Source organism: Terrirhizobium terrae (genome assembly GCF_030323265.1).
Lineage (GTDB): Bacteria > Pseudomonadota > Alphaproteobacteria > Rhizobiales > Rhizobiaceae > Neorhizobium.
Map to the genome: position 1 here is coordinate 4,048,897 of NZ_CP104992.1, position 22,831 is coordinate 4,071,727.

A 22,831-nucleotide genomic window follows, 5' to 3' on the forward strand; every position below is an offset into this window, starting at 1 on the left:
GGGCTCCATTAAAGACCGCATGGTCGCGATGTGCAGCTTGGGAGATGCGTGCCATCGGACGAGACCTTCGTCATCTGACGAAGCACTGACGACCATCACCGCGCTCGGTCAGATGCTCGATGAGCCCTCGCTCGGCCCCAGCATTCTTTACAGTTCCGGAAAGCCCCGCGCCCGCCATTGGCTGCGCGGCACCGCCTCGCCGACGTCGAAGCCGAATGAAACGACCTTCGTGGCGTTCTGGTTGATCTCGCAACGGAAGCCGATATTGAACCACTGGCCGTTTGCGCGAAACGCGGCCTGCCTGATGTCGAGGACGGTTCCTTCCGGCAGGCGATAGGACGGCAGAAGTTCAGGCTGGTAGGCCGGCGACGCGTGTCGAAGCTGCTCCCTGAGTTCGGTTGCGCAGAGCTGGCTTGCGCGAATGTCGCGCGGAATGCTGCCCATCGCCGTCATCGCTGTCGGATCATCCGTATCATTCTGCGAGAACAGCCGCTTCACCTCTTTCGGGGGCTGCCCGGCGGGCCTGGCTTCGCCCTCCTCAGTATTTTCAGGCGCAGGCGGCGTCGGCCTTGGCTCGGGAATGATCGCGACCGCAGAGCCGTCAGCCGGCTGTTCATTGTTCGAAGCAAGCGGTTCGCCGGTCATGCCATCGATCTGCGGTGCCGCAATATCATCGGCCGGCGCTGGCTCCCCGGTTGCATCCTCGCTGGGTGCCTCGGCCTGAGCATCCGCCTGCTCGGTCGCCTCGGCGGGTGCATCGGGCTCCGCAGCATCGGTCGGCGCATCAGTCTCCTGTGCCTGCTCCGCGGCATCTCCGTCTTGGGCAACTTCAGGCCCGGCATCCTCGTCGCCGAACTCGAATACCGGACGCAGCGTCGGAATGGGCTGCCCCTGCGCTGGCTGCTGATTGCCGGCCTCAGCCTGCTGCTCCGATGGGGGCGGCATCTGCTGTTCCGGTGGCTGTGCGGCCTGCTCGGGCGGCTGTTCCTCGGCGGCGGGTGGCGACGGAGGCGGTTCGGCCTCAGCCTGTTGTTCCGCTTCCGGTGGAGGCTCGGCCGCTTGTTCCTGCGGCTGGCTCTGCTCCGGTGGCGGAGATTCCGTCTGCTCGGCGGTCTCAGCCTGTTCCTCGGCCGGAGGCTGAGGCGGTGCACCCTGCTCCTCGGCTTCCTGCTTGGGCGGCTCCGGTGGCGGTGGGATCTCGGCCTTCTGCTCTTCCGGCTTTTCCTCCGGCATGGTCAGGTCGAGCGCCTGCTCCTCGTCCTTCGGCTGCTCCTCCGTCGCAGGTTCGGGCGGCGCCTCTTCCGGCGGCACCATCTCGACCGAGACGGTCTCCTCCTTCTGTGGGGGCTCCGGTTCGGGAACGGGCAGGCTTATCAGCAGCGCGGCCACTATCACTGCATGCACCGCCACGGAGGCTGCAACGCCTCCATAGATCTTGTGTCGCGGTGTGGGTGATCTCTCCTGCATCGTCCCGATGTAGGATGAAAGGCGGGCAGGATCGAGTCCCCCTCACCGCTTCCGCCTAAGAAAAAGCCCGGTGCACAAGGCTACCGGGCTTGTTCTCGTAAAATTGAAAGCGGCTGACGCCGGCTTAGCTGTCCAGGAAGCTCCGAAGCTTTCTGGAACGGCTCGGATGCTTGAGCTTCCGGAGCGCCTTCGCCTCGATCTGGCGGATACGTTCGCGGGTAACCGAGAACTGCTGGCCGACTTCCTCAAGCGTATGGTCGGTGTTCATGCCGATGCCGAAACGCATGCGAAGAACACGTTCCTCACGCGGTGTCAGCGAAGCCAGAACCCGGGTCGTCGTCTCGCGCAGGTTCGCCTGGATGGCGGCGTCGATCGGCAGAAGCGCGTTCTTGTCCTCGATGAAGTCGCCGAGGTGGCTATCCTCTTCGTCACCCACCGGGGTTTCGAGAGAGATCGGCTCCTTGGCGATCTTCAGGACCTTGCGGACCTTTTCGAGCGGCATGGCGAGCTTTTCGGCCAGTTCTTCCGGCGTCGGCTCGCGGCCGATCTCGTGCAGCATCTGGCGCGAGGTACGGACGATCTTGTTGATCGTCTCGATCATATGCACCGGAATACGGATCGTGCGGGCCTGGTCGGCGATCGAACGGGTAATCGCCTGCCTGATCCACCATGTCGCGTAGGTCGAGAACTTGTAGCCGCGGCGATACTCGAACTTGTCGACCGCCTTCATCAGGCCGATATTGCCTTCCTGAATGAGGTCGAGGAACTGCAGACCGCGGTTCGTGTACTTCTTGGCGATGGAGATGACGAGGCGAAGGTTCGCTTCGACCATTTCCTTCTTGGCGATACGCGCTTCGCGCTCACCCTTCTGCACCATCGAGACGATGCGGCGGAACTCGGCGACGGAAATGCCGGTTTCGGTCGCAAGATTCTGGATTTCCGAACGGATTTCCGTGATCGTGCGGGTCTCGGCCTTGGCGAACTCCTTCCAGCCCTTGGCTGCAAGGTTTCCGACCGTTTCCAGCCAGTTCGGCTCGAGCTCGGCGCCCTGGTAATGCTCCAGGAACGAGTCACGCTTGACGCCGTAGGAATCGGCGAGACGCAGCAGGCGACCCTCGTTCTGCATCAGGCGCTTGGAAATGTCGTAGAGCTGCTCGACGAGGCTGTCGACGCGGTTCTGGTTGAGCGACAGCGACTTGACCGCCGTAACCAGCTCGTCCTTCAGTTCCTTGTAGCGCTTCTCCTGGGCCGAAGACAGCGTGCTCGCCGCAGACAGGCGGGCTTCCACCTGCTGGTCCTGCAGCTTGCGCAGCTTCTTGTAGGTATCGGCGATCAGGTCGAGGGTTTCCATGACCTGCGGACGCAGTTCCGCTTCCATCGCGGCGAGAGAAAGGCTCGACTCATCGTCGTCCTCTTCCTCTTCCTCGATCGGCATTTCGCCGCCGACGGACGTGATATCGTCGTCATTGGCAGCCGTCATGCGAGCCTTGCGGCTCTTTTCCTTCTCTTCGGCAGCCTTGCGGTCCGCCTCGATCTTTTCCGGGCTCTGGAACTGCGGAGCAGCCTTGGCTTCCGGACCCGAATAGGTCGTTTCGAGATCGATGATCTCGCGCAGAAGCGTCGTCCCCTCATTCAGTTCGTCGCGCCAGATGATCAGCGCCTGGAACGTGAGGGGCTTTCACAGAGACCACCGATCATGGTCTCGCGACCGGCCTCGATGCGCTTGGCGATCGCAATTTCGCCTTCGCGCGACAGAAGCTCCACCGAGCCCATTTCGCGCAGGTACATGCGCACCGGATCGTCGGTACGATCGGTGGGTTCCTTCTTCTTGGCGGTAGCGACTGCCGTACCCGTCGAGGTCGTCAGTTCACCGCCTTCGCTGTCGCCGTCATCGCTGTCCGAGCTGTCGTCGTCGTCGCCGCCGGATGCCTCTTCGGCATCCTCGTCCTCGATCACGTTGATGCCCATGTCGGACAGCATCGCCATCGTGTCCTCGATCTGCTCGGAGGTGACTTCCTCCGACGGCAGGACCGAGTTCAGCTCGTCCATGGTCACATAGCCGCGCTTCTTCGCGGCCTTGATCATCTTCTTGACCGCGTCATCAGAAAGATCGAGAAGTGGACCGTCCGGCGAGCCTTCGCGTTCGTTCTCTGCTTCTTCGTTTTCTTTGACTTTTGTTGCCATGTAGTTCGTCACTTTCCCTGAACGCCACTGCGTTGCATCTCAAGAGCCACGCTTGTGGCCTGCGGTCGAAGACTTCATCCCCAACCGCGAATCACTTGCCCACTCGTAACGGAATGACCTTTAATTCCCGATTACCAGAAGCGATCGCCATGTTCGGACCGCTTGTAATGGATTGCCGATCGCACCGGCGCAGTTGACCCAATCCGCCTATCTTGCCTAGAAATGGTGATTCCCACAAATTAACGATCCGTCAAGCTTTTCTCGGGGCTTTGCCCAGAAAAAGTGGAAAAAGACGCGCTGCACCCGGCATGCCGAGGCTGTTCACCAGTTCGACGCTTATGTAGGCGGCCCGATCTATAAGACAAGAGTTAACCAAAACACAATTCCCGCATCCTATGCGCGAAGGCACATTTCGACAGCCACCCTAATGGCTCACGGCCGCCCCCTTCACCCGCCCCGACAACACGCCGAAGCCATCGATGATCGCTTCCTGGTTTTCGAGCCTCGTGATCTCGTTCTGGATCTCCAGGAGTGCCCGCAGCAAAATCTCACCGCGTTCGGCATCGTCGTCACTGCCCGTCAGGTCGGCGATCTCGCGCTCGAGTTCGAGCTTCTGGTACCGAAGCTCCTTGTTGCGGGAGTGAAGCGCCCGCGTCTGGCGGTATGCCTGCAGCGCGTCATGGGGATCTGCCGCTTCCGTCGCGGTCCAGAGCCTTGCATTGCGCACCTGCTGGCTCATCGACGTCAGCAGATCCCCGAACCCTTCCGTTGCAAGGTTGGAGCGAAGGTCCTCGGCCGTGATCTTCTCGCCAAGTCGCGCAACGATGCCGAGTACGCAGGACCAGAAGCGCTGCAGGTCCTTGTTTTCGAAATCGATCGAGGAAATCTCGTCATATTCGTCGAGCAGCAGCTGCGGATGATTGACGATCGTCAGCGCCAGTACGGTTTCGCGCAGCGCCGGCCGCGACTGGGCGGAAAACTTCAGCATCTGGTTCAGCCGCGCGCTGCCGGCTGTCCCGTTTTCGATCATCGCACCGCCGACGGTATGGTTGGATGGCGCTGGACCGCGCCGGCCCGGCGCGGCCTGCCGGCCACGTTGCCCGCCGCCTTGGCGGCGGTCCCCGTCTCCACCTCCGGTTCTCCCAGAGAAGAACGAAGCAAGGCGGCCGCGGATATCCTGCTGGTAGTGGTAGCGAACGCTCTCGTCGGCGATCACCGAGACGATCTGCTTCAGCCGTGCATCGAGCTCGGCCCGTCGCTCGGGCGTATCGAAGGTCGCACCGGCCGTCTCACGCTGCCAGACCATGTCGACCAGCGGCCGCGCCTCGGAAAGAACCCGGTCGAAGGGCGCCCTGCCCTCGTGCTTGACGAGATCGTCGGGGTCCTTGCCGTCCGGAAGCAGCGCGAAACTGACCGACTTCCCCGGCTTGATCGCCGGCAGCGCGAGATCGGCCGCGCGGTTTGCCGCACGAATACCGGCACCGTCGCCGTCGAAGCAAAGCACCGGCTGCGGCGAGACCTTCCAGAGAAGATCGAGTTGGTTTTCGGTCAGCGCGGTGCCGAGCGGCGCCACCGCATTCTCGACGCCCGCCTGATAGAGCGCGATCACGTCCATATAGCCTTCAACGGCGATCAGCGTGCCGCTCTGCCGGCGATCGCCGGCAGCCTGCGCTGCCCGCCTTGCGCGGGAGAAATTGTAGAGCACCTGCCCCTTGTGGAAGAGTTCGGTATCCGGCGAGTTCATGTATTTCGCCATCGCGTCCGGCGCCATGGCGCGACCACCGAAGGCGATCACCTTGTCGCGCGACGACAGGATGGGGAACATGATGCGATCGCGGAAATAGTCGTAGGAGACGGGGATATCCGGCCCGTGGCGCACGAGGCCACAAGCCTCGATCTGCTCGCGCGGCACGCCTTTACCGGCAAGATGCTCCTTCAGCGCATTGCGGCTTTCCGGCGCAAAGCCCAGGCGAAACGTCTCGATCGTGCGTCCGGTCAGGCCGCGGTCGCGCAGATAGGCCCGTGCCTTGGCGCCATTGGCGCTCTGCAACTGGTCCTGAAAGAACAAGGTCGCCATTTCCATGACGTCCTGCAGCGAGGTTCGTTCCTTCTCGCGCTTCTCCGCCTGCGGGTCCGGCTGCGGCATGGCGATGCCGGCAAGATCGGCGATCTGCTGCACGGCCTCCGGAAAATTCAGGCCTTCAAGATCGGTGAGAAAACGGAAGTGATCGCCGGACACGCCGCAGCCGAAGCAGTGGTAACGCCCCTTGCGATCCTCGCAGTGAAAGCTCGGGCTCTTCTCGCCATGGAACGGGCAGCAGGCCCAATAATCCCCGCGCGACACATTCGTCTTGCGCCGATCCCACGTCACACGCCGGCCGATCACGGTGGAGATCAGCACGCGGTCGCGTATCTCGTCGAGGAACGTGTTGGAAAAGCGCATATCATACTCTCAGGGTCAGACGTCATATAAGCACGAGAGGCCCCGAACGCCACCGGCAAGACAGATGGTGCCCGCTATTCACAGGCTTGAAAAACCAGGGGACGGATATACACTGCAACACAGCGCCTAATTGAAGTTCTTATACGCAGCCAGACAAGCAGACTGACCGTTGTGAGAACCTGTCCAATGGGCCGGGAGTTTACGGAAACCGCAAAATTCGAATGGGACGAAGCGAAGCGCCTCGGCAATCTTCGTAAACACGGCATAGATTTTCCTCGCGCCGCTGACGCACTGAAACGTCCCCATGTCGAATTTCCGTCAGATCGTAGCGGAGAAATCAGAACCCTTGCGATTTGTCCGGATACGGGCACCATATTGGCAGTGGTTTACACAATGAGAAGCGAGCGTTGCCGGATAATATCGGCAAGAACTGCGAGCAAACATGAGCAAAGAGCGTATCGTCAGGTATACGGGTAAAGAAATCGAAGAAATGATCCGGTCGGGTCAAGACAAGACCGACTGGGCGCGCGTCAATGCCATGACCGACGAGGATATCGAGCGCGCCATCGCCGACGATCCCGACTGGGCCGAGTTCAAGGATATCGACTGGTCGAAGGCGAAGATGGTCAATGCGGAAGCGACAACGTCAACCTCCGTGGCCATAGACGAGGACGTCATCGACTTCTTCCAGGCGACCGGCAAGGGCTATCAGGCCCGCATCAATACGGTGCTCAGGGATTACGTCGCCGAGCAGAAGCGCTTGAAAAATAAGGCGGAGGCACTTCGGCCCCCGCCTCGTTCAATGGCCGGCACCGCAATAGCCTCAGCTCAGCTTCGCCTTGATGACACCGGAAGCCTTGGCGAAATCCATCTGGCCGGCATAACGCTCGCGTAAGGTTGCCATAACCTTGCCCATGTCCTTCATGCCCGCGGCACCCGTCTCGGCGACGACGGCGGCGACGATTTCGTCGACCTTCTCATTCGAAAGCTGTTCCGGCATGAAGGCCTTGAGCACTTCGATCTCTTCGCGTTCCTGGGTCGCGAGTTCCGCGCGGCCGGCATCCTCATAGATCTTGGCCGATTCTTCGCGCTGTTTCACCATCTTCTGCAGGATCTGCAGGATCTCGTCGTCGGTCGCTGCATCCTTGCCGGTGCCGCGATTGGCGATGTCGCGATCCTTGACCGCAGCCTGGATCAGGCGGACGGTGGAAAGCCGGCGGCTGTCCTTCGCCTTCATCGCATCCTTCATGGATTCGGTGAGCTTTTCGCGCATCATCTTCGTTCGTCTCCGTCATGGCGGGTAGTATCGTCCCGCAGCGCCTCCCCTGAGGCATTTGTGGTGGTGATAGATCAGGCTTGCAGGCCGATCAATCTTTTCCCGCAATTGCTCGCGGATTGAGGGTGATTCTTTAACGGATACGATTGACCCGGACCCGGCCTTTGTTTATTTTCCCGCACCTGCACGACATTTGGATTTGAAGAGCCGCCGGCGATATCGCTTGCGCACTTTTCTGCGACAACAAGAAACCCCTGCAGCCTGTCTTTGCCTAAAGACCGGAACGATGGGTCAGAAGGATAGCCATGACCGGTACCGCACCCCAGACACCCGCTTGGACGCCCAAAAAGCCCACCGCCCTCCTCGTTCTCGCCGATGGCACCGTCATCGAAGGCACCGGCGTCGGCGCGACCGGCAAGGTGACCGCGGAAGTGGTCTTCAACACGGCGCTGACCGGTTACGAGGAAATCCTCACCGATCCTTCCTATCTCGGCCAGATCGTTACCTTCACCTTCCCGCATATCGGCAATATTGGCACCAACGAAGAAGACATCGAAGACCTGACGCCGGCAGCACGCCACGGCGCGGTCGGCACGATCTTCAAGGCCGATATTACCGACCCGTCCAACTACCGCGCGGCAAAACATCTCGACGAATGGCTGAAGAGCCGCGGCGTCATCGGTCTGTCGGGCATCGACACCCGCGCGCTGACCGCCTGGATCCGCGAGCATGGCGCGCCGAACGCCGTCATCGCCCACGACCCGAACGGCGTCTTCGACATCGAGGCGCTGAAGGCTGAAGCCAAGGCATGGAGCGGTCTCGAAGGTCTCGATCTCGCCAAGGTCGCGACTTCCGGCCAGTCCGGCCAGTGGTCGGAAAAGCCCTGGGTCTGGAACGAGGGCTATAGCGAACTGAAGGCGGAAGATGCCAAATACCACGTCGTCTGCATCGACTACGGCGTCAAGCGCAACATCCTGCGCCTCTTCACCGGCCTAGACTGCAAGGTGACGATCGTCCCGGCGCAGACGTCTGCCGAAGACATCCTGGCGCTGAAGCCCGACGGCATCTTCCTGTCGAACGGCCCGGGCGACCCGGCCGCCACCGGCGAATATGCCGTGCCGGTCATCCAGGAGATCATCAAGACCGACATCCCGACCTTCGGCATCTGCCTCGGCCACCAGATGCTGGGCCTGGCGCTCGGCGCCAAGACGGAAAAGATGCACCAGGGCCATCACGGCGCCAACCACCCGGTGAAGGACCACACGACCGGCAAGGTGGAGATCGTCTCGATGAACCACGGCTTCGCGGTCGACTCGAAGTCGCTGCCGCAAGGCGTTGAAGAGACTCACATCTCGCTGTTCGACAACACGAACTGCGGCCTGCGCGTCTCCGGCAAGCCGGTCTTCTCCGTCCAGCATCACCCGGAAGCATCGCCGGGCCCGCAGGACAGCCACTACCTCTTCCGCCGCTTCATCAACATGGTGCGCGAAAAGAAGGGCGAACCGGCTCTCGCCGAGCGCTGATAACAGATTAAGACGTTCTGACGTTCAGGCGGCCAGCGTGATTGCGCTGGCCGCCTTTTCATTTTGCCGGACCAGTATCCAGAACCGTCCACAAAGCAGCAGCGCTGCAGCCGCAAGCCCGAAGACGAAGCCGTACCACACACCCTGGCTTTTCAGATCCAGCGGAAACGCAAGCAGGTAGGCACAGGCAAAACCGATCGGCCAATAGGCGATGAGCGCGAGGATCATCGGGATACGGGTGTCCTTCAAGCCACGCAGCAGGCCGGCGCCGACAGCTTGTAGCCCATCGACAAGCTGAAAAATCCCGGCAATCACAATAAGCGGCACTGCCAGATCCAGCACGGCGGTTGCGTTTGACTGCCGTGTATCGAGGAAGAGCGCACCGAGATCAGCCGGAAAGACGGCGAAAAGCAGGCCGCCGACCAGCGTGAAGCAGATACTGGCGAACAGCACGGCGGTGGCGGCGTGGCGAACGCCGGCAAGGTCGCCGCCTCCATAGGCCAGCCCTACCCTGACCGTCGCCACCTGCGCCAGGCCGAGCGGGATCATGAAGGCAATCGATGCCAGCTGCAGTGCAATCCCGTGGGCGGCAAGCTCCTGTGTACCGATCGTACCGATCATCAGGGAGGCCGCGGCAAAAAGACTGGTTTCGGCCAGAATGGTGAAACTGATCGGCAGCCCGAGCGCCAGGTTTTCGCGGATCGCACCCCAGTCCGCCCGCCAGAACCGGACGAAGAGCTGGTAGGTGTTCGTTTCGGGGCGATAACCGATATAGGTGATCATCAGGATGCAGCCGAGCGTACTTGCGCAGACGGAGGCGAAAGCCGCGCCCACAAGGCCCCAGGCCGGCGCACCGAAATTGCCGAAGATGAACATGTAGTTCAGCACGGCGTTGGTGAGGAACATGGCGATCGTCACGTAGAGGATGATGCTGCCACGCTGCAGGCCGCTTAAGAAGCTGCGGAGAACCATCAGAGTCAAGGCAGGGAAAATACCCCACTGAGCAACGCGCAGATAACCCTGCGCCAGCGCTGCCACTTCCGGCTCCTGCCCCAGCGAAAGCAGGATCGGCTGCGAGAACCAAAGGATGGGCGCTGTCAAAGCGGCATAACAGAGCACCACCCAGATCCCCATGCGCACGGCACGGCGAACGGACGTCACCTCACCCCGCCCCATGGCATGAGCCACCATGGGCACGACGGCAGCGGCAAAACCGGATCCGAAAATGAAGACGATGAAAAAGACCTGGCTCGCCAGAACGACGGCTGCAAGCTCGGTCGTGCCCAGCCAGCCGACCATGATGACGTCGGTCGTATTGATCGCCATCTGCGCAAGCTGAGCTCCGACGAACGGAATGCCGAGGGCAAATGTGGCGCGCAGATGCGAGAACCAGGACTTGGCCTGAACCCCGGAATCAGCGGTATTCACCGAACTCGACATGACAGAACCTCGATAAAAGAAAAGGCCGCTTCCAGTATTGGTCAGCGGCGCAGCATCTTGCCTATAAAGAAGGCAGGACGGGCCAGCAAGACAAACGGCCGATCCAGAAGTTTTTGTGCTGGAGACTTCAAGAAACCTGATGGATCTCCTTGGCCGCACCGACCGTTTCCGACCGCGAAATCTTGAGGACAAAGAGGATCCCCGCCAAGGCCATGAAGATCGCCGCCATCAGATAAGGCGCGCCGGCAAATTCGACGATTGCACCGTCTCCGGTAAAGCGGCTGAACAGTTGCGTGAAGATTGCCGGCCCGACGATCGTCGTCAGGCTGGTGAGACTGGTCATCGCGCCCTGCAACTCCCCTTGCGCCGACGGCGGCACCTTGGCCGATGCGATGCTGCGCAGCGCCGGGTCCGCGACGTTTTCGATCGTGGTCAGAAGGATGACGGCATAAACCATCCAGCCTTGCCAGCAAAACGCATAGCCGACGAAGGCGAGGCAGGAAAAGGATATGCCGAGGACGGCCGTTCGCCATTCGCCGAGCACCGGGATCAGCCGCGGCAGGACCACGCCCATGACGATCGCCGCCGAGATGCCGAACAGCCCGAGCGACAGGCCGATCTGTGCCTCGCTCCAGCCGTAACGATAGGTACCGACGAAGGGCCAGACAGACGGATAGACGGCATGCGAGAGCCAATAAAGAAAGGTCACCAGCAGGACCCAGATGATGCCCGGGTAATGGCGCATCTGGCGCAGCGCGCCGAGCGGGTTGGCGCGGCGCCAATCGAAGGCGCGACGATTGTGCCGCTCCAGGGTCTCAGGCAGCAGGAACCACGCCGCGATGAAGTTTGCGAGCGACAGCAGGCCGGCGCCGAGGAACGGTACGCGCGGCCCGAGTTCGCCGAGCAGACCGCCGATGACGGGGCCGACGGTAAAGCCGACGCCGAAGGCGATGCCGATCAGGCCGAAATTGCGCGCTCTTGTTTTGTCGGTGCTGATATCGGCGATATAGGCCGAGCAGGTGGCGAAACTGCCTCCGGAAATGCCGGCGAGAACGCGCCCGACGAACAGCATCCAGAAACTGGTCGCGGCAGCACAGATCAGGTTATCGAGCGCGAATGTCAGCACCGCGACAAGAAGAACAGGGCGACGCCCGAACCGGTCGGAGAGATTGCCGAGCAGTGGCGCGAAGATGAACTGCATGGCCGAATAGATCAAAAGCAGCCACCCGCCATCGATCGCGGCCGTACTGACGTCGTCGCCCGTCAACTCCTGCAGGAAGGCGGGAAGGACAGGCATGATGATCGCGATCCCGATGATATCGAGAAACAGGATCATGAAGACGATGAAAAGACCGCGGCGGACGAATTTCGGATCAAGCATCGGGCGTCTCTCTAACTTGGTATTCCGCTGAAAGACGATCGGTTCGCCCGAATGTTACATACAGAAATATGAAAAACAGAACAATACATGAACGCATGAAGTTTTTTGATGCGCCCGATCAGGGAATCGCAACCTTATCGAAATCCGAGCGGGGAGATTTTTCACAATGATCGAATTGGTATGGCCGGGGATCGTCATCGGCGTTGCGGCGACTGCCCTGATGGATCTGTGGGCGCTGACGCTGCATCTGGTCTTCGGGGAGCCCAAGCCGAACTGGGCACCTCCCGGCCGCTGGTTCCGTCATCTGGCAAAGGGCAAGGTCTTTCACGATTCCATCGCCGCAGCCGAGCCCTATGAGCACGAACAGGCGCTCGGCTGGTCCGGGCACTATGCGGTTGGGATCATCTATGGTGTCGTCTTCGCCCTCATCGTGGGGCCCGGCTGGTTTGCGGCACCGACGTTCCTGCCTGCCTGGATCTGGGGCATGGTCACGATTGCTGCCGGCTGGTTCTTCATGCATCCCGGCATGGGCCTCGGCTGGGCGGCATCGAAGACGCCGAGACCGAACAAGGTGCGGCTGTTCAGCATTCTAGGGCACACGGTTTTTGCGCTTGGGCTTTGGGGCGCGGCGATGTTGATGCGTTGAGAACCGACACAGCAGAACGGTCCAGGATAACCGCAAAGCAGTATTCGGGAACGTTAGGCCTCGCTCCTTTAAAAATATCCGCATCTATCCAGAGACTTACGAGGACGGAAGTAAGGCATTCATCCCCGCCCCTCGCCGATCCGCGACAATCGTCGCGTCATCGAGCGGGAAACCGGGTTCGCGAACCGGGCTCCCTTACCAGGGTTCAACGACCAGGTTTTCGATGATGGTTGCAAATGCCAGAATGGCGGGAATTGACAAGTCCCGAAGCGAAGGCAGGAAGCGATCGGGGCAGGCGAAAAACCTACCACCAAACTCTTATACCAAACGCCTGCCCCATTCCCGCAACCATGGCGGATCACCGGCGTGGCCGAACGTGCGTGCAGTCGTGACTAGACATCACCCGAAAAAGTATCGCAGGCATTTGTATCGCCGCTGTCGAAGCCGCGCTTGAACCAGCGCATGCGCTGCGCCGATGTTCCGTGGTTGAAGCTTTCGGGCACGACATAGCCCTGGCTGCGCTTCTGTAGCGTATCGTCGCCGATCTGCTGTGCCGCGTTCAGTGCCTCTTCGAGATCGCCCTGACTAAGCCACCCCTTCTGGTCCGTATGTTTGCCCCAGACGCCGGCAAAACAATCGGCCTGCAGCTCGACGCGGACGGAAATCGCATTGGCCTCGGTTTCGCTCATCCGCTGGCGCATCTGATTGAACTTGGGCAGAACGCCGATCAGGTTCTGGACGTGATGGCCTACTTCATGGGCGATCACATAGGCTTCGGCAAAGTCACCCGACGCATCGAAGCGCTGCGACAGTTCCTGGAAGAAGGTCGTGTCGAGATAAAGCTTGCGGTCGCCCGGGCAGTAGAACGGTCCCGACGCCGAGGATGCGAAGCCACAGGCCGACCGAACCTGACCGGAAAACAGCACGAGCGTCGGATCCTGATAGGTCTGGCCGCTCGCCTGGAAGATCTCCTTCCAGGTGTCCTCGGTATCGGCAAGCACGGTGCGGACGAAGGCCGTCATCTCGTCATCGGCCGGCGTGCGCTGCTGCGACTGCTGGGTGCCGCCGCCATCGTCAAAACCGATATCACCACCGGAAAGCAAGGTCAGCGGATTGATGCCGGTGATCCAGCAGATGATCAGGATGACGACGAGGCCGCCGATCCCGATACCGCCGCCCCTGCGGCCTCCTCCGCCGATCGGAATGCGCATCCCGCCGCGCCCGAACGGATTGCCGCCCATGGATGCACCACGCTGATCCTCGACATTGTCGGATTGACGTCGACCCTTCCATTCCATGGCGCATCCTCCAGCGGCAGGCTTTGTCGATTTGTATATATGGCAGTCCGCTTACAAATCCATTGTGAAAAGACGTGCTCGAAGACACGCTAAAGTCGAAGCAATGATCAACTATATCACTTTGGAATACAGTAATAGACGCAATCCAACCCATACAAATCCGAAACGCAACACATTGTCACATTAAATTATTGAATACATTCAGAAAAAACTAACCAACACCATTCACCTTGCCGACGGTTTTACTGATCACGCGAGGGAATTGATCCATGCCACTATTCGGCAATCGGCAGAACGCCAACAACAAGCTGGAAGAACGTCTGGCGGCAGTCAGCGAGCGGTCCGAATTGCTGGACGAAGCATGCGGCATCGGCCTGTGGGAAGCAGTGCTCGTCAATGGCGATGCCATGCATCCGGAAAGCAAGTGGACCTGGTCGGCCGAGTTCCGCCGCATGATCGGCTATGAGAACGCCACCGATTTCCCGAACGTCGTCAATTCGTGGTCCGACAAGCTGCATCCCGATGATGTAGAGCCCACGTTCGCGGCCTTTTCCGGCCACCTGACGGACAAGACCGGCCGTGCCCGCTACCGGGTCAACTATCGCCTCAAGATGAAGGACGGCTCCTATCGCTGGTTCCGCGCCACCGGCGGCTGCCGCCACCAGCCGGACGGCAAGACGATCCGCGCCTGCGGTTCACTGACCGACGTCCACGAGCAGATCATGCTCGAGCAGAAGACGGCGCGCGAGGCGGCAGAAGATCAGATGGCGATCGAGAGCCTGCTCTCCGGCCTTTCCGCTCTCGCAAAGGGCGACCTCACCTACCGGATCGATGCCGATCTCGCCGACAAGACCCGCCGCCTAAAGGACGATTATAACCGCGCCGTTCAGACGCTGCAGACCATGGTCGCCTCCGTCGCCCACGCGACGCAGAGCATGCATGGCACGGCCGGCGAAATCAGCCATGCGGCTGACGACCTCGCCACCCGCACCGAACGCCAGGCGGCAGCGCTGGAAGAGACCGCGTCGGCGATCGACCAGATCACCTCGACCGTCAGCAAGACGGCAGCCGGTTCCAAGCAGGCGGCGACCCTGACGCTCTCGGCCCGTCAGGCGGCAGAGACCTCGGCCACCGTCGTCGAAAGCACGGTCAACGCCATGTCCCAGATCGAACAGTCGTCCCAGCAGGTCGGCAAGATCATCGGCGTTATCGACGAGATCGCCTTCCAGACCAACCTGCTCGCGCTCAATGCCGGCGTCGAAGCAGCCCGTGCGGGCGAAGCCGGCCGCGGTTTCGCCGTCGTCGCCCAGGAAGTCCGTGAACTCGCCCAGCGCTCGGCAAATGCGGCCAAGGAAATCAAGACGCTGATCGACACCTCGTCGCAGCAGGTACAGGAAGGCGTCACCCTGGTGGATCGAACCGGCGACGTGCTGCGCAACATCTCAACCCAGATCAACGAGATCAATGCCGTCGTCAGCGACATCGCCTCCTCGACCCACGAACAGTCGACCGGCCTGCAGCAGATCAACACGGCTATCAACCAGATGGACCAGATGACCCAGCAGAACGCAGCCATGGTCGAGGAAACGACTGCCGCAAGCCACGGTCTCGTTCGGGAAGCCCAGGATCTGGCGCAGATGGTCTCGAAGTTCAGCGTCGGAGAGGCCGAACGGTCGGCGAGCCACGCGGCACCGGCACGTCGCTACGCGGCGTAACCCGGATCTGCAGAGCTCGCCTGAAACATCAAAGCCCGCCTCCCGGCGGGCTTTTTCTTTATGCGACCTGCAACTGCTTCTTGCTCGGCAGGAACACGGTCAACAGTCCGATTGCCGGCAGGAACGAGCAGACCCCGTAGACGAAAGCGATGCCATGGTGGTCGGCAAGCACGCCGAGGACGGCCGCCGCAATACCGCCGACACCGAAGGCGATGCCGAAGAAGATGCCGGCGATCATGCCGACCCGGCCGGGCACCAGTTCCTGCGCCATGACGATGATGGCCGGGAAGGACGAGGCCATGATGAAGCCGATGACGGCCGACAAAAAGATGGTCAGCGGCAGGTTGGCATAGGGCAGAGCCAGTGTGAAAGGCAGCACGCCGAGAATGGAAATCCAGATCACCACCTTGGAGCCGAATTTGTCGCCGATCGGGCCACCGACGACCGTGCCGAGTGCCACGGCGCCGAGGAAGACGAAGAGCATGATCTGCGACATCTGGACGGAAACGCCGAAACGCTCGATGGCGAAGAACGTATAATAGCTGCTGATCGAGGCCATATAGGCGTTCTTCGAGAAGGTCAGAATGGTCAGCACGGTAAGCGCGATGACCACCGTCCGCTTCGACAGGTTATGGGCGTTTATGGCCTTCTTGCGCCCTTTGTTGGCGAGCATATGTGCCTTGTACCAACGGGCAATCCAGGTCAGCACGATGATGCCGAGAAGCGCCATGCCGGAGAACCAGGCGACACTGCCCTGCCCGTTCGGTACGATGATGAAGGCGGCGAGAAGCGGGCCGATCGACTGGCCGAAATTGCCGCCGACCTGGAATGTCGCCTGGGCAAAGCCGTAGCGCCCGCCGGCGGCAAGCCGCGCCACGCGCGAGGCTTCCGGGTGGAAGACCGCCGAACCGATACCAACGAGGCCTGCGGCAATGACCAGCATCGCATAGGTCGGCGCGGCGGCCAGCATGAAGAGGCCGATGAAGGTCGAGGCCATGCCGACCGGCAGCGAATAGGGATAGGGCTTCTTGTCGGTGATGATGCCGATCACCGGCTGCAATAGCGATGCGGTGCACTGGAAGGCGAGCGTCAGCATCCCGATCTGCCAGAAGTCGAGATTGAAGTCGGCCTTCAGCATCGGATAGATGGCCGAGATCATCGACTGCATGATGTCGTTCAGCATATGGCAGAAACTGGCTGCCAGGATGATCGGAAGAACGGTCTTTTCCGCCGCAGCGGCGGCTACGGGTTTCGACGTTGCGTCAGCCATGGAATTTCCTCCGGACACGGGCCGCCTATCGGATCACCGTCGCCGCATTCTCTTGATTATCCGAGGAATAGTATCGGCGGCAATGGCTGTCCATGGCATCATTGGCCCAAACGGTACGGTGCCAGGCAGGTTGAAATGGCCTAAGCGGCGACCTTGAGTGCAAGCCGTACGGAATCCAGCCAAGTATGCGCGGCAGGACTTGGGCCAGCTTGATGCACACCAAGCACAAGACGATCCCGGCAGGCGCATCGACGAAATAGTGACTTCCGTGCGTGACAACAGACACGATCATCGCAAGGTTCAGGAACAGAAAAGGATAGCGCAGCCAGCGGCTATTCCAGGTGGCCCATATGCAGAGCACAGCCACCGCGGCATGGACTGACGGAAACGTGACGATGCCTGCCGCGCGGTCGAGAGAGAACACGAAATCCGGATCCGTCCTGACCGCATTGAACTGTTCGAGGAAAAATATCCGAAGTGAATATCGATGCTACGCAGTGCACCCAATTCGACCCCGTAATAGGGAAATGCGCTGACGGCGGGAACCCAGACGGAGACGAGGCTTGAGATCAGACCGATAAGTACGAATATCGAGACCTTGCGGTATGCTCGCATCGCTCTCCCCCGATTGACAGAAGTACCGGCAGCAGCACCAGTTGCAACGCGAGCGATTGGTAGGCAGCATCGAGAGAATAAGCGAGCCAAGGTCGCGCATCGACAAAATTTACGAAAGCATGCCAATCAAGTCCCAACGCATTGTCAATCGCCGAAAGCCTCTCGTCTGCAAGCTCGAACCCGGCATAAGCAGCGAGATAATTGGCTACGACGACTGGCGCGGTGGCGAGAAAGCCGATCCCGGAAGTCTCCAGTATCGCGCGACATGTCAGCATTCCGCGCCATAAGCAGTACAGACTACCAAAAGCGTAATGACGCCGATCAACGGCGCCAGTGGCCACGCCGACGAGTAGTCGACCGGCATTGCTGAGACAAGAACGAGCGCTCCAACAATAAGATACGTGATCAGCGCAAGCCATATCAGCGTATGGCGCGCGCGCCGGAATTCGTTCGACATCCTCACCCCTTATTTTAGGCCAGGGAAAGTGCCATCCAATTATTAACGTCGCGCTAGCCTCTGTACGCCTCGCTTTCGCGAGCTTGTCTTGCCGAGCGATATCAGGAGGACGTTACATTTGCCGGACCTCTGACACGCGCCTTTCGCCCGCGTGTCACCAGTCGTCCCAGATGATTGAACGGCTTCTCCATGATCGCATAGGAGATCGCAGCACCGATGACGCTGACCGTGACGATCAAAGCCATGCCGATCACCGTCGCGACCTCGCCGAGGGCCAGGCGCTTGATCACGAACCAGCCGAAGCCGACGACGAACATGTGGGTGAGATAGAGCGAGTAGGAGATGTCGCCGAGCTTCACCAGGCCGCTGACCAGCAGCCCGTTGCCGATCAGGCGCTCGAAGGCAAGCGAGAGCGCCACCAGCGCCAGGGCGGCGATGACCAGCCATTTGTAGCCGTGGAAGCTGGCGAAATCTCTGAAATCCAGGCTGAACAGGTTGCCGAGCGCAGCGAGCGCGATCAGCGCCATGAGCACGATCCCCACCAACGGCATGTTGTCGAACAGTCGGCGCCGTTCGGCTTCCGCCAGCCACAGCCCGCCGACGAAAGCGAGCAGCGAGAAATTCAGGTAGAAGGCCAATATGCTTGATTCTGGTGGAATGAAGAAAGCAGCACTCGCCATCGAACCCAGAAGGATGGTCAGGGCAATGGTGCGCTTCAGGCTGTTGGCGATGAAAAAGAACGCGGCGAAGACGAGGTAGAAAAAGACCTCGTAGTTCAGCGACCAGCCGAGCTTGAGGATCGGCCGCCAGTCATTCGGCGCATCCGGCAGGGCTGCGGGAATGAAAAGCAGCGAGGAGACGAGATAGCCGACATCGGCCGTTGTGTGCTTGAAAAGCGCCGGCATAAACAGCGCGCAGAAAAAGGTCAGGAGCGTGCAGACCCAGTAGAGCGGCACCAGACGGAAGAAGCGGCGGATGAGAAAGCTCACGGGATCGAAACGGGCATCACCGGACGGATGATTGTTGATATGAGCAATGATGAAGCCGCTGATCGCGAAGAAGACGATGACGCCGAACAGGCCGAGCGTCAGGATCGAATTGTTCGGCTGCTCGCTTGGGTGCTCGATCACATGAGCGATCACCACCGATCCCGCCGCGAGCCCGCGCAGGATTTGTATCGACAGGAGCTTGCGCTGGCTGTTTTGCTGGGGCGATGCGCTCATGGGCAAATCCTTGTCGCTCGTTGAGCGGCAAGGAATAGCCGCTTCGCCCCGCACAGTCATTAGTTAGCGCTAATATTCTTAATGACGGAACCGCTATCGATTCAGATGCAGAGCGATACGCGTCCCGGCGAACCAGACAGGTGAAAACGGCACATCATCGCGGCAAGGTCGCATCCCCTCCGCGGCCTTGGAAACCAAACCGCGGATTCCTGTCGATTTGCTCAATTATGGGGTTCCGTTCGGGCAAACATTTGCCTATAAGCCGCGTCTAGCCAGAAAAATGATGCGCACGCCACCCGACCGGAGCTCCCTGCCCCGAGCCGGTTTTTCGCGCAGAAAAACAGCGGATAGAGACCCATGCCAAAGCGCCAAGATATCAAATCGATCCTCATCATCGGCGCGGGTCCGATCGTTATCGGCCAGGCATGCGAATTCGACTATTCCGGCACCCAGGCCTGTAAGGCGCTGAAGGAAGAAGGGTACCGGGTCATCCTGGTCAATTCCAACCCGGCAACGATCATGACCGACCCGGGCCTCGCAGACGCAACTTACGTCGAGCCGATCACGCCTGAAGTCGTCGCCAAGATCATCGCCAAGGAACGTCCGGACGCGCTGCTGCCGACCATGGGTGGCCAGACGGCGCTCAACACCGCGCTCTCGCTGAAGCGCATGGGCGTGCTCGATCGCTACAATGTCGAGATGATCGGCGCGAAGCCTGCCGCAATCGATATGGCCGAAGACCGCGCCTTGTTCCGCGAAGCCATGGCCCGCATCGGGCTGGAAACGCCGAAGTCGATGCTCGCCAACGCAACCGACATCAAGGATGCCGACCGCAAGGCGCATGAAGCCGAGCGCGCCAAGTTGCGCGACACGCTTTCGGGCGCCGATCTCGACAAGGCGCTCGATGCGCTGGAAAACCAGTGGAACCTCGGCGAGACCGACCGCAAGCAGCGATATATGGCGCATGCCATGGCGATCGGTGCCCAGGCGCTCGACGTCGTCGGCCTGCCGGCCATCATCCGCCCGTCCTTCACGCTCGGCGGCACCGGCGGCGGCATTGCCTATAACCGCTCGGAATTCTTCGAGATTGTCGGCTCCGGCCTCGACGCTTCCCCGACCACCGAAGTTCTGATCGAAGAATCGGTACTCGGCTGGAAGGAATATGAGATGGAAGTGGTCCGCGACACGGCGGACAATTGCATCATCATCTGCTCGATCGAAAACATCGACCCGATGGGCGTCCATACGGGCGATTCCATCACCGTCGCGCCGGCGCTGACGCTGACCGACAAGGAATACCAGATCATGCGCAACGCCTCGATCGCGGTCCTGCGCGAGATCGGCGTCGAGACCGGCGGCTCGAACGTGCAGTTCGCCGTCAACCCGGCCGATGGCCGCCTCGTCGTCATCGAGATGAACCCGCGTGTCTCGCGCTCTTCGGCACTGGCATCCAAGGCAACCGGCTTCCCGATCGCCAAGGTCGCGGCCAAGCTCGCCATCGGCTACACGCTCGACGAACTCGACAACGACATCACCGGCGGCGCGACGCCGGCCTCGTTCGAACCGTCGATCGACTACGTCGTCACCAAGATCCCGCGTTTCGCCTTCGAAAAGTTCCCGGGCGCCTCGCCGGTTCTCACCACCGCGATGAAGTCGGTCGGTGAAGTCATGGCGATCGGCCGCACCTTCGCCGAATCGCTGCAGAAGGCGCTGCGCGGCATGGAAACGGGCCTGACCGGCCTCGACGAGATCGATATCCCGGGCCTTGGAGACGGCGACGACCACAATGCCATCCGCGCCGCGATCGGCACGCCGACCCCGGACCGCCTGCGCCAGGTCGCCCAGGCACTGCGCCTCGGCATGACCGAAAACGAAGTCCACGAGGCCTGCAAGATCGACCCGTGGTTCATCGCCCAGTTCAAGGCGATCGTCGACATGGAAGCCCGCATCCGCGAGCACGGCCTGCCGACCGATGCCGAAAACCTGCGCATGCTGAAGGCTATGGGCTTCTCCGACGCCCGCCTCGCCTCGCTGACATCGAAGCGTCCGAAGGAAGTTGCAGAACTGCGCAACTCGCTCAACGTCCGCCCGGTCTTCAAGCGCATCGACACCTGCGCCGCCGAGTTCGCCTCGCCGACCGCCTATATGTACTCGACCTACGAGACGCCTTTCGTCGGTGAGCTGCGCTCGGAAGCCGAAGTTTCGGCCGCCAAGAAGGTCGTCATCCTCGGCGGTGGCCCGAACCGCATCGGCCAGGGCATCGAGTTCGACTATTGCTGCTGCCACGCCGCCTTCGCGCTGAAGGATGCCGGCTATGAAGCGATCATGATCAACTGCAACCCGGAAACCGTGTCGACCGACTACGACACGTCCGACCGCCTCTATTTCGAGCCGCTGACAGCCGAAGACGTGATCGAGATTCTCCGTGCAGAGCAGGAAAAGGGCGAAGTTGTCGGCGTCATCGTCCAGCTGGGCGGCCAGACCCCGCTGAAGCTCGCAGAAGCGTTGGAAAAGAACGGCATCCCGATCCTCGGCACCGCGCCTGATATGATCGACCTTGCCGAAGACCGCGATCGCTTCCAGAAGCTTCTGATGAAGCTCGACCTGACGCAGCCGAACAACGGCATCGCCTATTCGGTGGAACAGGCCCGCACCGTCGCCTCCGAGATCGGCTTCCCGCTCGTCGTGCGCCCGTCCTACGTTCTCGGCGGCCGGGCCATGCAGATCCTGCATTCGGAAGGCCAGCTGCAGACCTACCTGCTCGATACCGTGCCGGAACTGGTTCCGGAAGACATCAAGCAGCGTTACCCGAACGACAAGACCGGCCAGATCAACACCCTGCTCGGCAAGAACCCGCTTCTGTTCGACAGCTACCTGTCCAACGCCATCGAAGTGGATGTCGACTGCCTCTGCGACGGCACCGACGTCTTCATCGCTGGCATCATGGAGCATATCGAGGAAGCCGGTATCCACTCGGGCGACTCGGCTTGCTCGCTGCCGCCGCGCACCCTGTCTGATGCCATGATCGACGAGCTGGAACGCCAGGCCAAGGCCATGGCGAAGGCGCTCAACGTCGTCGGCCTGATGAACGTCCAGTTCGCCATCAAGGACGAGACGGTCTACGTGCTGGAAGTCAATCCGCGCGCCTCGCGTACCGTGCCTTTCGTGGCAAAGACCATCGGCGCCCCGATCGCCAAGATCGCCACCCGCGCCATGGCCGGGGAGAAGCTCGACCCGCTGTTCTCGGCCTACGGCACCAAGCCGGATCCGCGCAACCTCAAGCACATCGCCGTCAAGGAAGCCGTCTTCCCGTTCGCCCGCTTCCCCGGCGTCGATACGCTGCTTGGGCCCGAAATGCGCTCGACCGGCGAAGTCATCGGCCTCGACACGGATTTCGCGCTGGCATTCGCCAAGTCGCAGCTCGGCGCGAATGTCGAACTGCCGCGTGACGGCACGGTCTTCGTGTCGGTGCGTGACAGCGACAAGACCCGCGTGCTTCCGGCCATCCGCCTGCTGACGGAATCGGGCTTCAAGGTCATGGCGACCGGCGGCACCGCCCGCTTCCTCGCTGAAAACGGCATCGACGCCACCAAGATCAACAAGGTTCTGGAAGGCCGTCCGCATATCGAGGACGCGATCCGCAACCGCCAGGTCCAGCTGGTCATCAATACGACCGACGGCAACAAGGCGATCTCGGATTCCAAGTCGCTGCGTCGCGCCACGCTGATGCAGAAGGTGCCCTATTACACGACCATGGCCGGCGCCGAAGCCGCCGCCATGGCGATCAAGGCGCTCAAGGCCGGCAATCTCGAAGTCCGCCCGTTGCAGAGCTATTTCTAAGCCACAATAGGAGCCGGTCAGCATTCCTGTTGACCGGCTTCTTTGCCGTGTAT

The 22,831-nt window shown here is 61.0% G+C and carries 17 protein-coding genes and 1 pseudogene; 6 read left to right on the forward strand and 12 right to left on the reverse strand.

Translation table 11 applies throughout. From position 1 onward, the window contains the following. Nucleotides 1-147 precede the first annotated feature (147 nt). The 3 genes and pseudogenes from N7E02_RS28015 to dnaG form a co-directional block, all read right to left on the reverse strand. Nucleotides 148-1,410: a DUF930 domain-containing protein gene (locus tag N7E02_RS28015; RefSeq protein ID WP_286581109.1), complete on the reverse strand. Its 1,263-nt coding sequence runs from the start codon at nucleotides 1,408-1,410 to the stop codon at nucleotides 148-150. Nucleotides 1,411-1,591: 181 nt separating this feature from the next. Next, a pseudogene (gene rpoD / locus N7E02_RS28020) lies at nucleotides 1,592-3,651 on the reverse strand (RNA polymerase sigma factor RpoD). Between the two features lie 424 nt (nucleotides 3,652-4,075). Further along, nucleotides 4,076-6,094 carry a DNA primase gene (dnaG, locus tag N7E02_RS28025; RefSeq protein ID WP_286581111.1) on the reverse strand — a complete coding sequence of 673 codons (2,019 nt, stop codon included), beginning with the start codon at nucleotides 6,092-6,094 and terminating at the stop codon, nucleotides 4,076-4,078. A gap of 186 nt (nucleotides 6,095-6,280) precedes the next feature. Between dnaG and N7E02_RS28030 the strand changes: the two genes are divergently transcribed. Both N7E02_RS28030 and N7E02_RS28035 read left to right on the forward strand, forming a co-directional pair. Beyond that, a complete protein-coding gene (locus tag N7E02_RS28030) occupies nucleotides 6,281-6,571 on the forward strand; it encodes a BrnT family toxin (protein ID WP_286581112.1) in 291 nt (96 codons plus the stop codon). Continuing rightward, nucleotides 6,537-6,989, forward strand: coding sequence for a BrnA antitoxin family protein (locus N7E02_RS28035; protein WP_286581114.1), 453 nt, complete (start codon nucleotides 6,537-6,539; stop codon nucleotides 6,987-6,989). The genes N7E02_RS28030 and N7E02_RS28035 overlap by 35 nt, the downstream gene beginning before the upstream one ends. On the opposite strand, the gene N7E02_RS28040 is transcribed toward N7E02_RS28035, so the two are convergent. Further along, nucleotides 6,918-7,370 (reverse strand): GatB/YqeY domain-containing protein, encoded by a 453-nt coding sequence (locus N7E02_RS28040; protein WP_286581115.1) that lies wholly within the window; start codon nucleotides 7,368-7,370, stop codon nucleotides 6,918-6,920. The genes N7E02_RS28035 and N7E02_RS28040 overlap by 72 nt on opposite strands. 305 nt (nucleotides 7,371-7,675) lie before the next feature. Between N7E02_RS28040 and carA the strand changes: the two genes are divergently transcribed. Beyond that, the gene (gene carA / locus N7E02_RS28045) at nucleotides 7,676-8,893 is read left to right on the forward strand and encodes a glutamine-hydrolyzing carbamoyl-phosphate synthase small subunit (protein ID WP_286581116.1); all 1,218 of its coding nucleotides are present in this window, start codon (nucleotides 7,676-7,678) and stop codon (nucleotides 8,891-8,893) included. A gap of 24 nt (nucleotides 8,894-8,917) precedes the next feature. On the opposite strand, the gene N7E02_RS28050 is transcribed toward carA, so the two are convergent. Further along, nucleotides 8,918-10,333, reverse strand: a complete 1,416-nt coding sequence (locus tag N7E02_RS28050) for an MATE family efflux transporter (RefSeq protein ID WP_286581117.1) — start codon at nucleotides 10,331-10,333, stop codon at nucleotides 8,918-8,920. A 127-nt stretch (nucleotides 10,334-10,460) separates the two neighbouring features. Then, a complete protein-coding gene (locus N7E02_RS28055; RefSeq protein WP_286581118.1) occupies nucleotides 10,461-11,714 on the reverse strand; it encodes a TCR/Tet family MFS transporter in 1,254 nt (417 codons plus the stop codon). Nucleotides 11,715-11,880: 166 nt separating this feature from the next. Here N7E02_RS28055 and N7E02_RS28060 point away from each other — a divergent pair, with 166 nt between their 5' ends. Then, a complete protein-coding gene (locus N7E02_RS28060; RefSeq protein WP_286581119.1) occupies nucleotides 11,881-12,360 on the forward strand; it encodes a DUF2938 domain-containing protein in 480 nt (159 codons plus the stop codon). A 392-nt stretch (nucleotides 12,361-12,752) separates the two neighbouring features. Here the strand turns inward: N7E02_RS28060 and ypfJ are convergent, their stop codons facing one another. Then, nucleotides 12,753-13,658 (reverse strand): KPN_02809 family neutral zinc metallopeptidase, encoded by a 906-nt coding sequence (gene ypfJ, locus N7E02_RS28065; protein WP_286581121.1) that lies wholly within the window; start codon nucleotides 13,656-13,658, stop codon nucleotides 12,753-12,755. A 269-nt stretch (nucleotides 13,659-13,927) separates the two neighbouring features. Here ypfJ and N7E02_RS28070 point away from each other — a divergent pair, with 269 nt between their 5' ends. Beyond that, entirely contained in the window at nucleotides 13,928-15,373 is a 1,446-nt protein-coding gene (locus tag N7E02_RS28070) for a methyl-accepting chemotaxis protein (RefSeq protein WP_286581122.1), read from the forward strand. A 58-nt stretch (nucleotides 15,374-15,431) separates the two neighbouring features. On the opposite strand, the gene N7E02_RS28075 is transcribed toward N7E02_RS28070, so the two are convergent. The 5 genes from N7E02_RS28075 to N7E02_RS28090 all read right to left on the reverse strand — a co-directional run bounded on the left by N7E02_RS28075 (nucleotide 15,432) and on the right by N7E02_RS28090 (nucleotide 18,938). After that, entirely contained in the window at nucleotides 15,432-16,643 is a 1,212-nt protein-coding gene (locus N7E02_RS28075; RefSeq protein WP_286581123.1) for an MFS transporter, read from the reverse strand. A 25-nt stretch (nucleotides 16,644-16,668) separates the two neighbouring features. Next, nucleotides 16,669-17,067: a phosphatase PAP2 family protein gene (locus tag N7E02_RS28080; RefSeq protein ID WP_286581124.1), complete on the reverse strand. Its 399-nt coding sequence runs from the start codon at nucleotides 17,065-17,067 to the stop codon at nucleotides 16,669-16,671. A gap of 145 nt (nucleotides 17,068-17,212) precedes the next feature. Further along, nucleotides 17,213-17,533, reverse strand: coding sequence for a phosphatase PAP2 family protein (locus N7E02_RS29970; RefSeq protein WP_353622933.1), 321 nt, complete (start codon nucleotides 17,531-17,533; stop codon nucleotides 17,213-17,215). Continuing rightward, nucleotides 17,527-17,715 (reverse strand): hypothetical protein, encoded by a 189-nt coding sequence (locus N7E02_RS28085; protein ID WP_286581125.1) that lies wholly within the window; start codon nucleotides 17,713-17,715, stop codon nucleotides 17,527-17,529. Before N7E02_RS28085 ends, N7E02_RS29970 begins: the two co-directional genes overlap by 7 nt. A 101-nt stretch (nucleotides 17,716-17,816) precedes the next feature. Beyond that, nucleotides 17,817-18,938 (reverse strand): acyltransferase family protein, encoded by a 1,122-nt coding sequence (locus N7E02_RS28090; protein ID WP_286581127.1) that lies wholly within the window; start codon nucleotides 18,936-18,938, stop codon nucleotides 17,817-17,819. A gap of 357 nt (nucleotides 18,939-19,295) precedes the next feature. On the opposite strand from N7E02_RS28090, the gene carB reads away from it, so the two are divergent. Then, nucleotides 19,296-22,778 (forward strand): carbamoyl-phosphate synthase large subunit, encoded by a 3,483-nt coding sequence (carB, locus tag N7E02_RS28095; protein WP_286581128.1) that lies wholly within the window; start codon nucleotides 19,296-19,298, stop codon nucleotides 22,776-22,778. The last annotated feature ends 53 nt before the right edge of the window (nucleotides 22,779-22,831 follow it).

Excerpts from the sequence above, each read along its gene's own strand:
- N7E02_RS28035 (WP_286581114.1), top strand. The coding sequence starts at position 6,537 with ATGAGCAAAGAGCGTATCGTCAGGTATACGGGTAAAGAAATCGAAGAA.
- N7E02_RS28090 (WP_286581127.1), bottom strand. The coding sequence starts at position 18,938 with ATGAGCGCATCGCCCCAGCAAAACAGCCAGCGCAAGCTCCTGTCGATA.
- dnaG (WP_286581111.1), bottom strand. The coding sequence starts at position 6,094 with ATGCGCTTTTCCAACACGTTCCTCGACGAGATACGCGACCGCGTGCTG.
- N7E02_RS28030 (WP_286581112.1), top strand. The coding sequence starts at position 6,281 with ATGGGCCGGGAGTTTACGGAAACCGCAAAATTCGAATGGGACGAAGCG.
- N7E02_RS28085 (WP_286581125.1), bottom strand. The coding sequence starts at position 17,715 with ATGTCGAACGAATTCCGGCGCGCGCGCCATACGCTGATATGGCTTGCG.
- carB (WP_286581128.1), top strand. The coding sequence starts at position 19,296 with ATGCCAAAGCGCCAAGATATCAAATCGATCCTCATCATCGGCGCGGGT.
- N7E02_RS28060 (WP_286581119.1), top strand. The coding sequence starts at position 11,881 with ATGATCGAATTGGTATGGCCGGGGATCGTCATCGGCGTTGCGGCGACT.
- ypfJ (WP_286581121.1), bottom strand. The coding sequence starts at position 13,658 with ATGGAATGGAAGGGTCGACGTCAATCCGACAATGTCGAGGATCAGCGT.
- carA (WP_286581116.1), top strand. The coding sequence starts at position 7,676 with ATGACCGGTACCGCACCCCAGACACCCGCTTGGACGCCCAAAAAGCCC.
- N7E02_RS28075 (WP_286581123.1), bottom strand. The coding sequence starts at position 16,643 with ATGGCTGACGCAACGTCGAAACCCGTAGCCGCCGCTGCGGCGGAAAAG.
- N7E02_RS28050 (WP_286581117.1), bottom strand. The coding sequence starts at position 10,333 with ATGTCGAGTTCGGTGAATACCGCTGATTCCGGGGTTCAGGCCAAGTCC.
- N7E02_RS28055 (WP_286581118.1), bottom strand. The coding sequence starts at position 11,714 with ATGCTTGATCCGAAATTCGTCCGCCGCGGTCTTTTCATCGTCTTCATG.
- N7E02_RS29970 (WP_353622933.1), bottom strand. The coding sequence starts at position 17,533 with ATGCTGACATGTCGCGCGATACTGGAGACTTCCGGGATCGGCTTTCTC.
- N7E02_RS28070 (WP_286581122.1), top strand. The coding sequence starts at position 13,928 with ATGCCACTATTCGGCAATCGGCAGAACGCCAACAACAAGCTGGAAGAA.
- N7E02_RS28040 (WP_286581115.1), bottom strand. The coding sequence starts at position 7,370 with ATGATGCGCGAAAAGCTCACCGAATCCATGAAGGATGCGATGAAGGCG.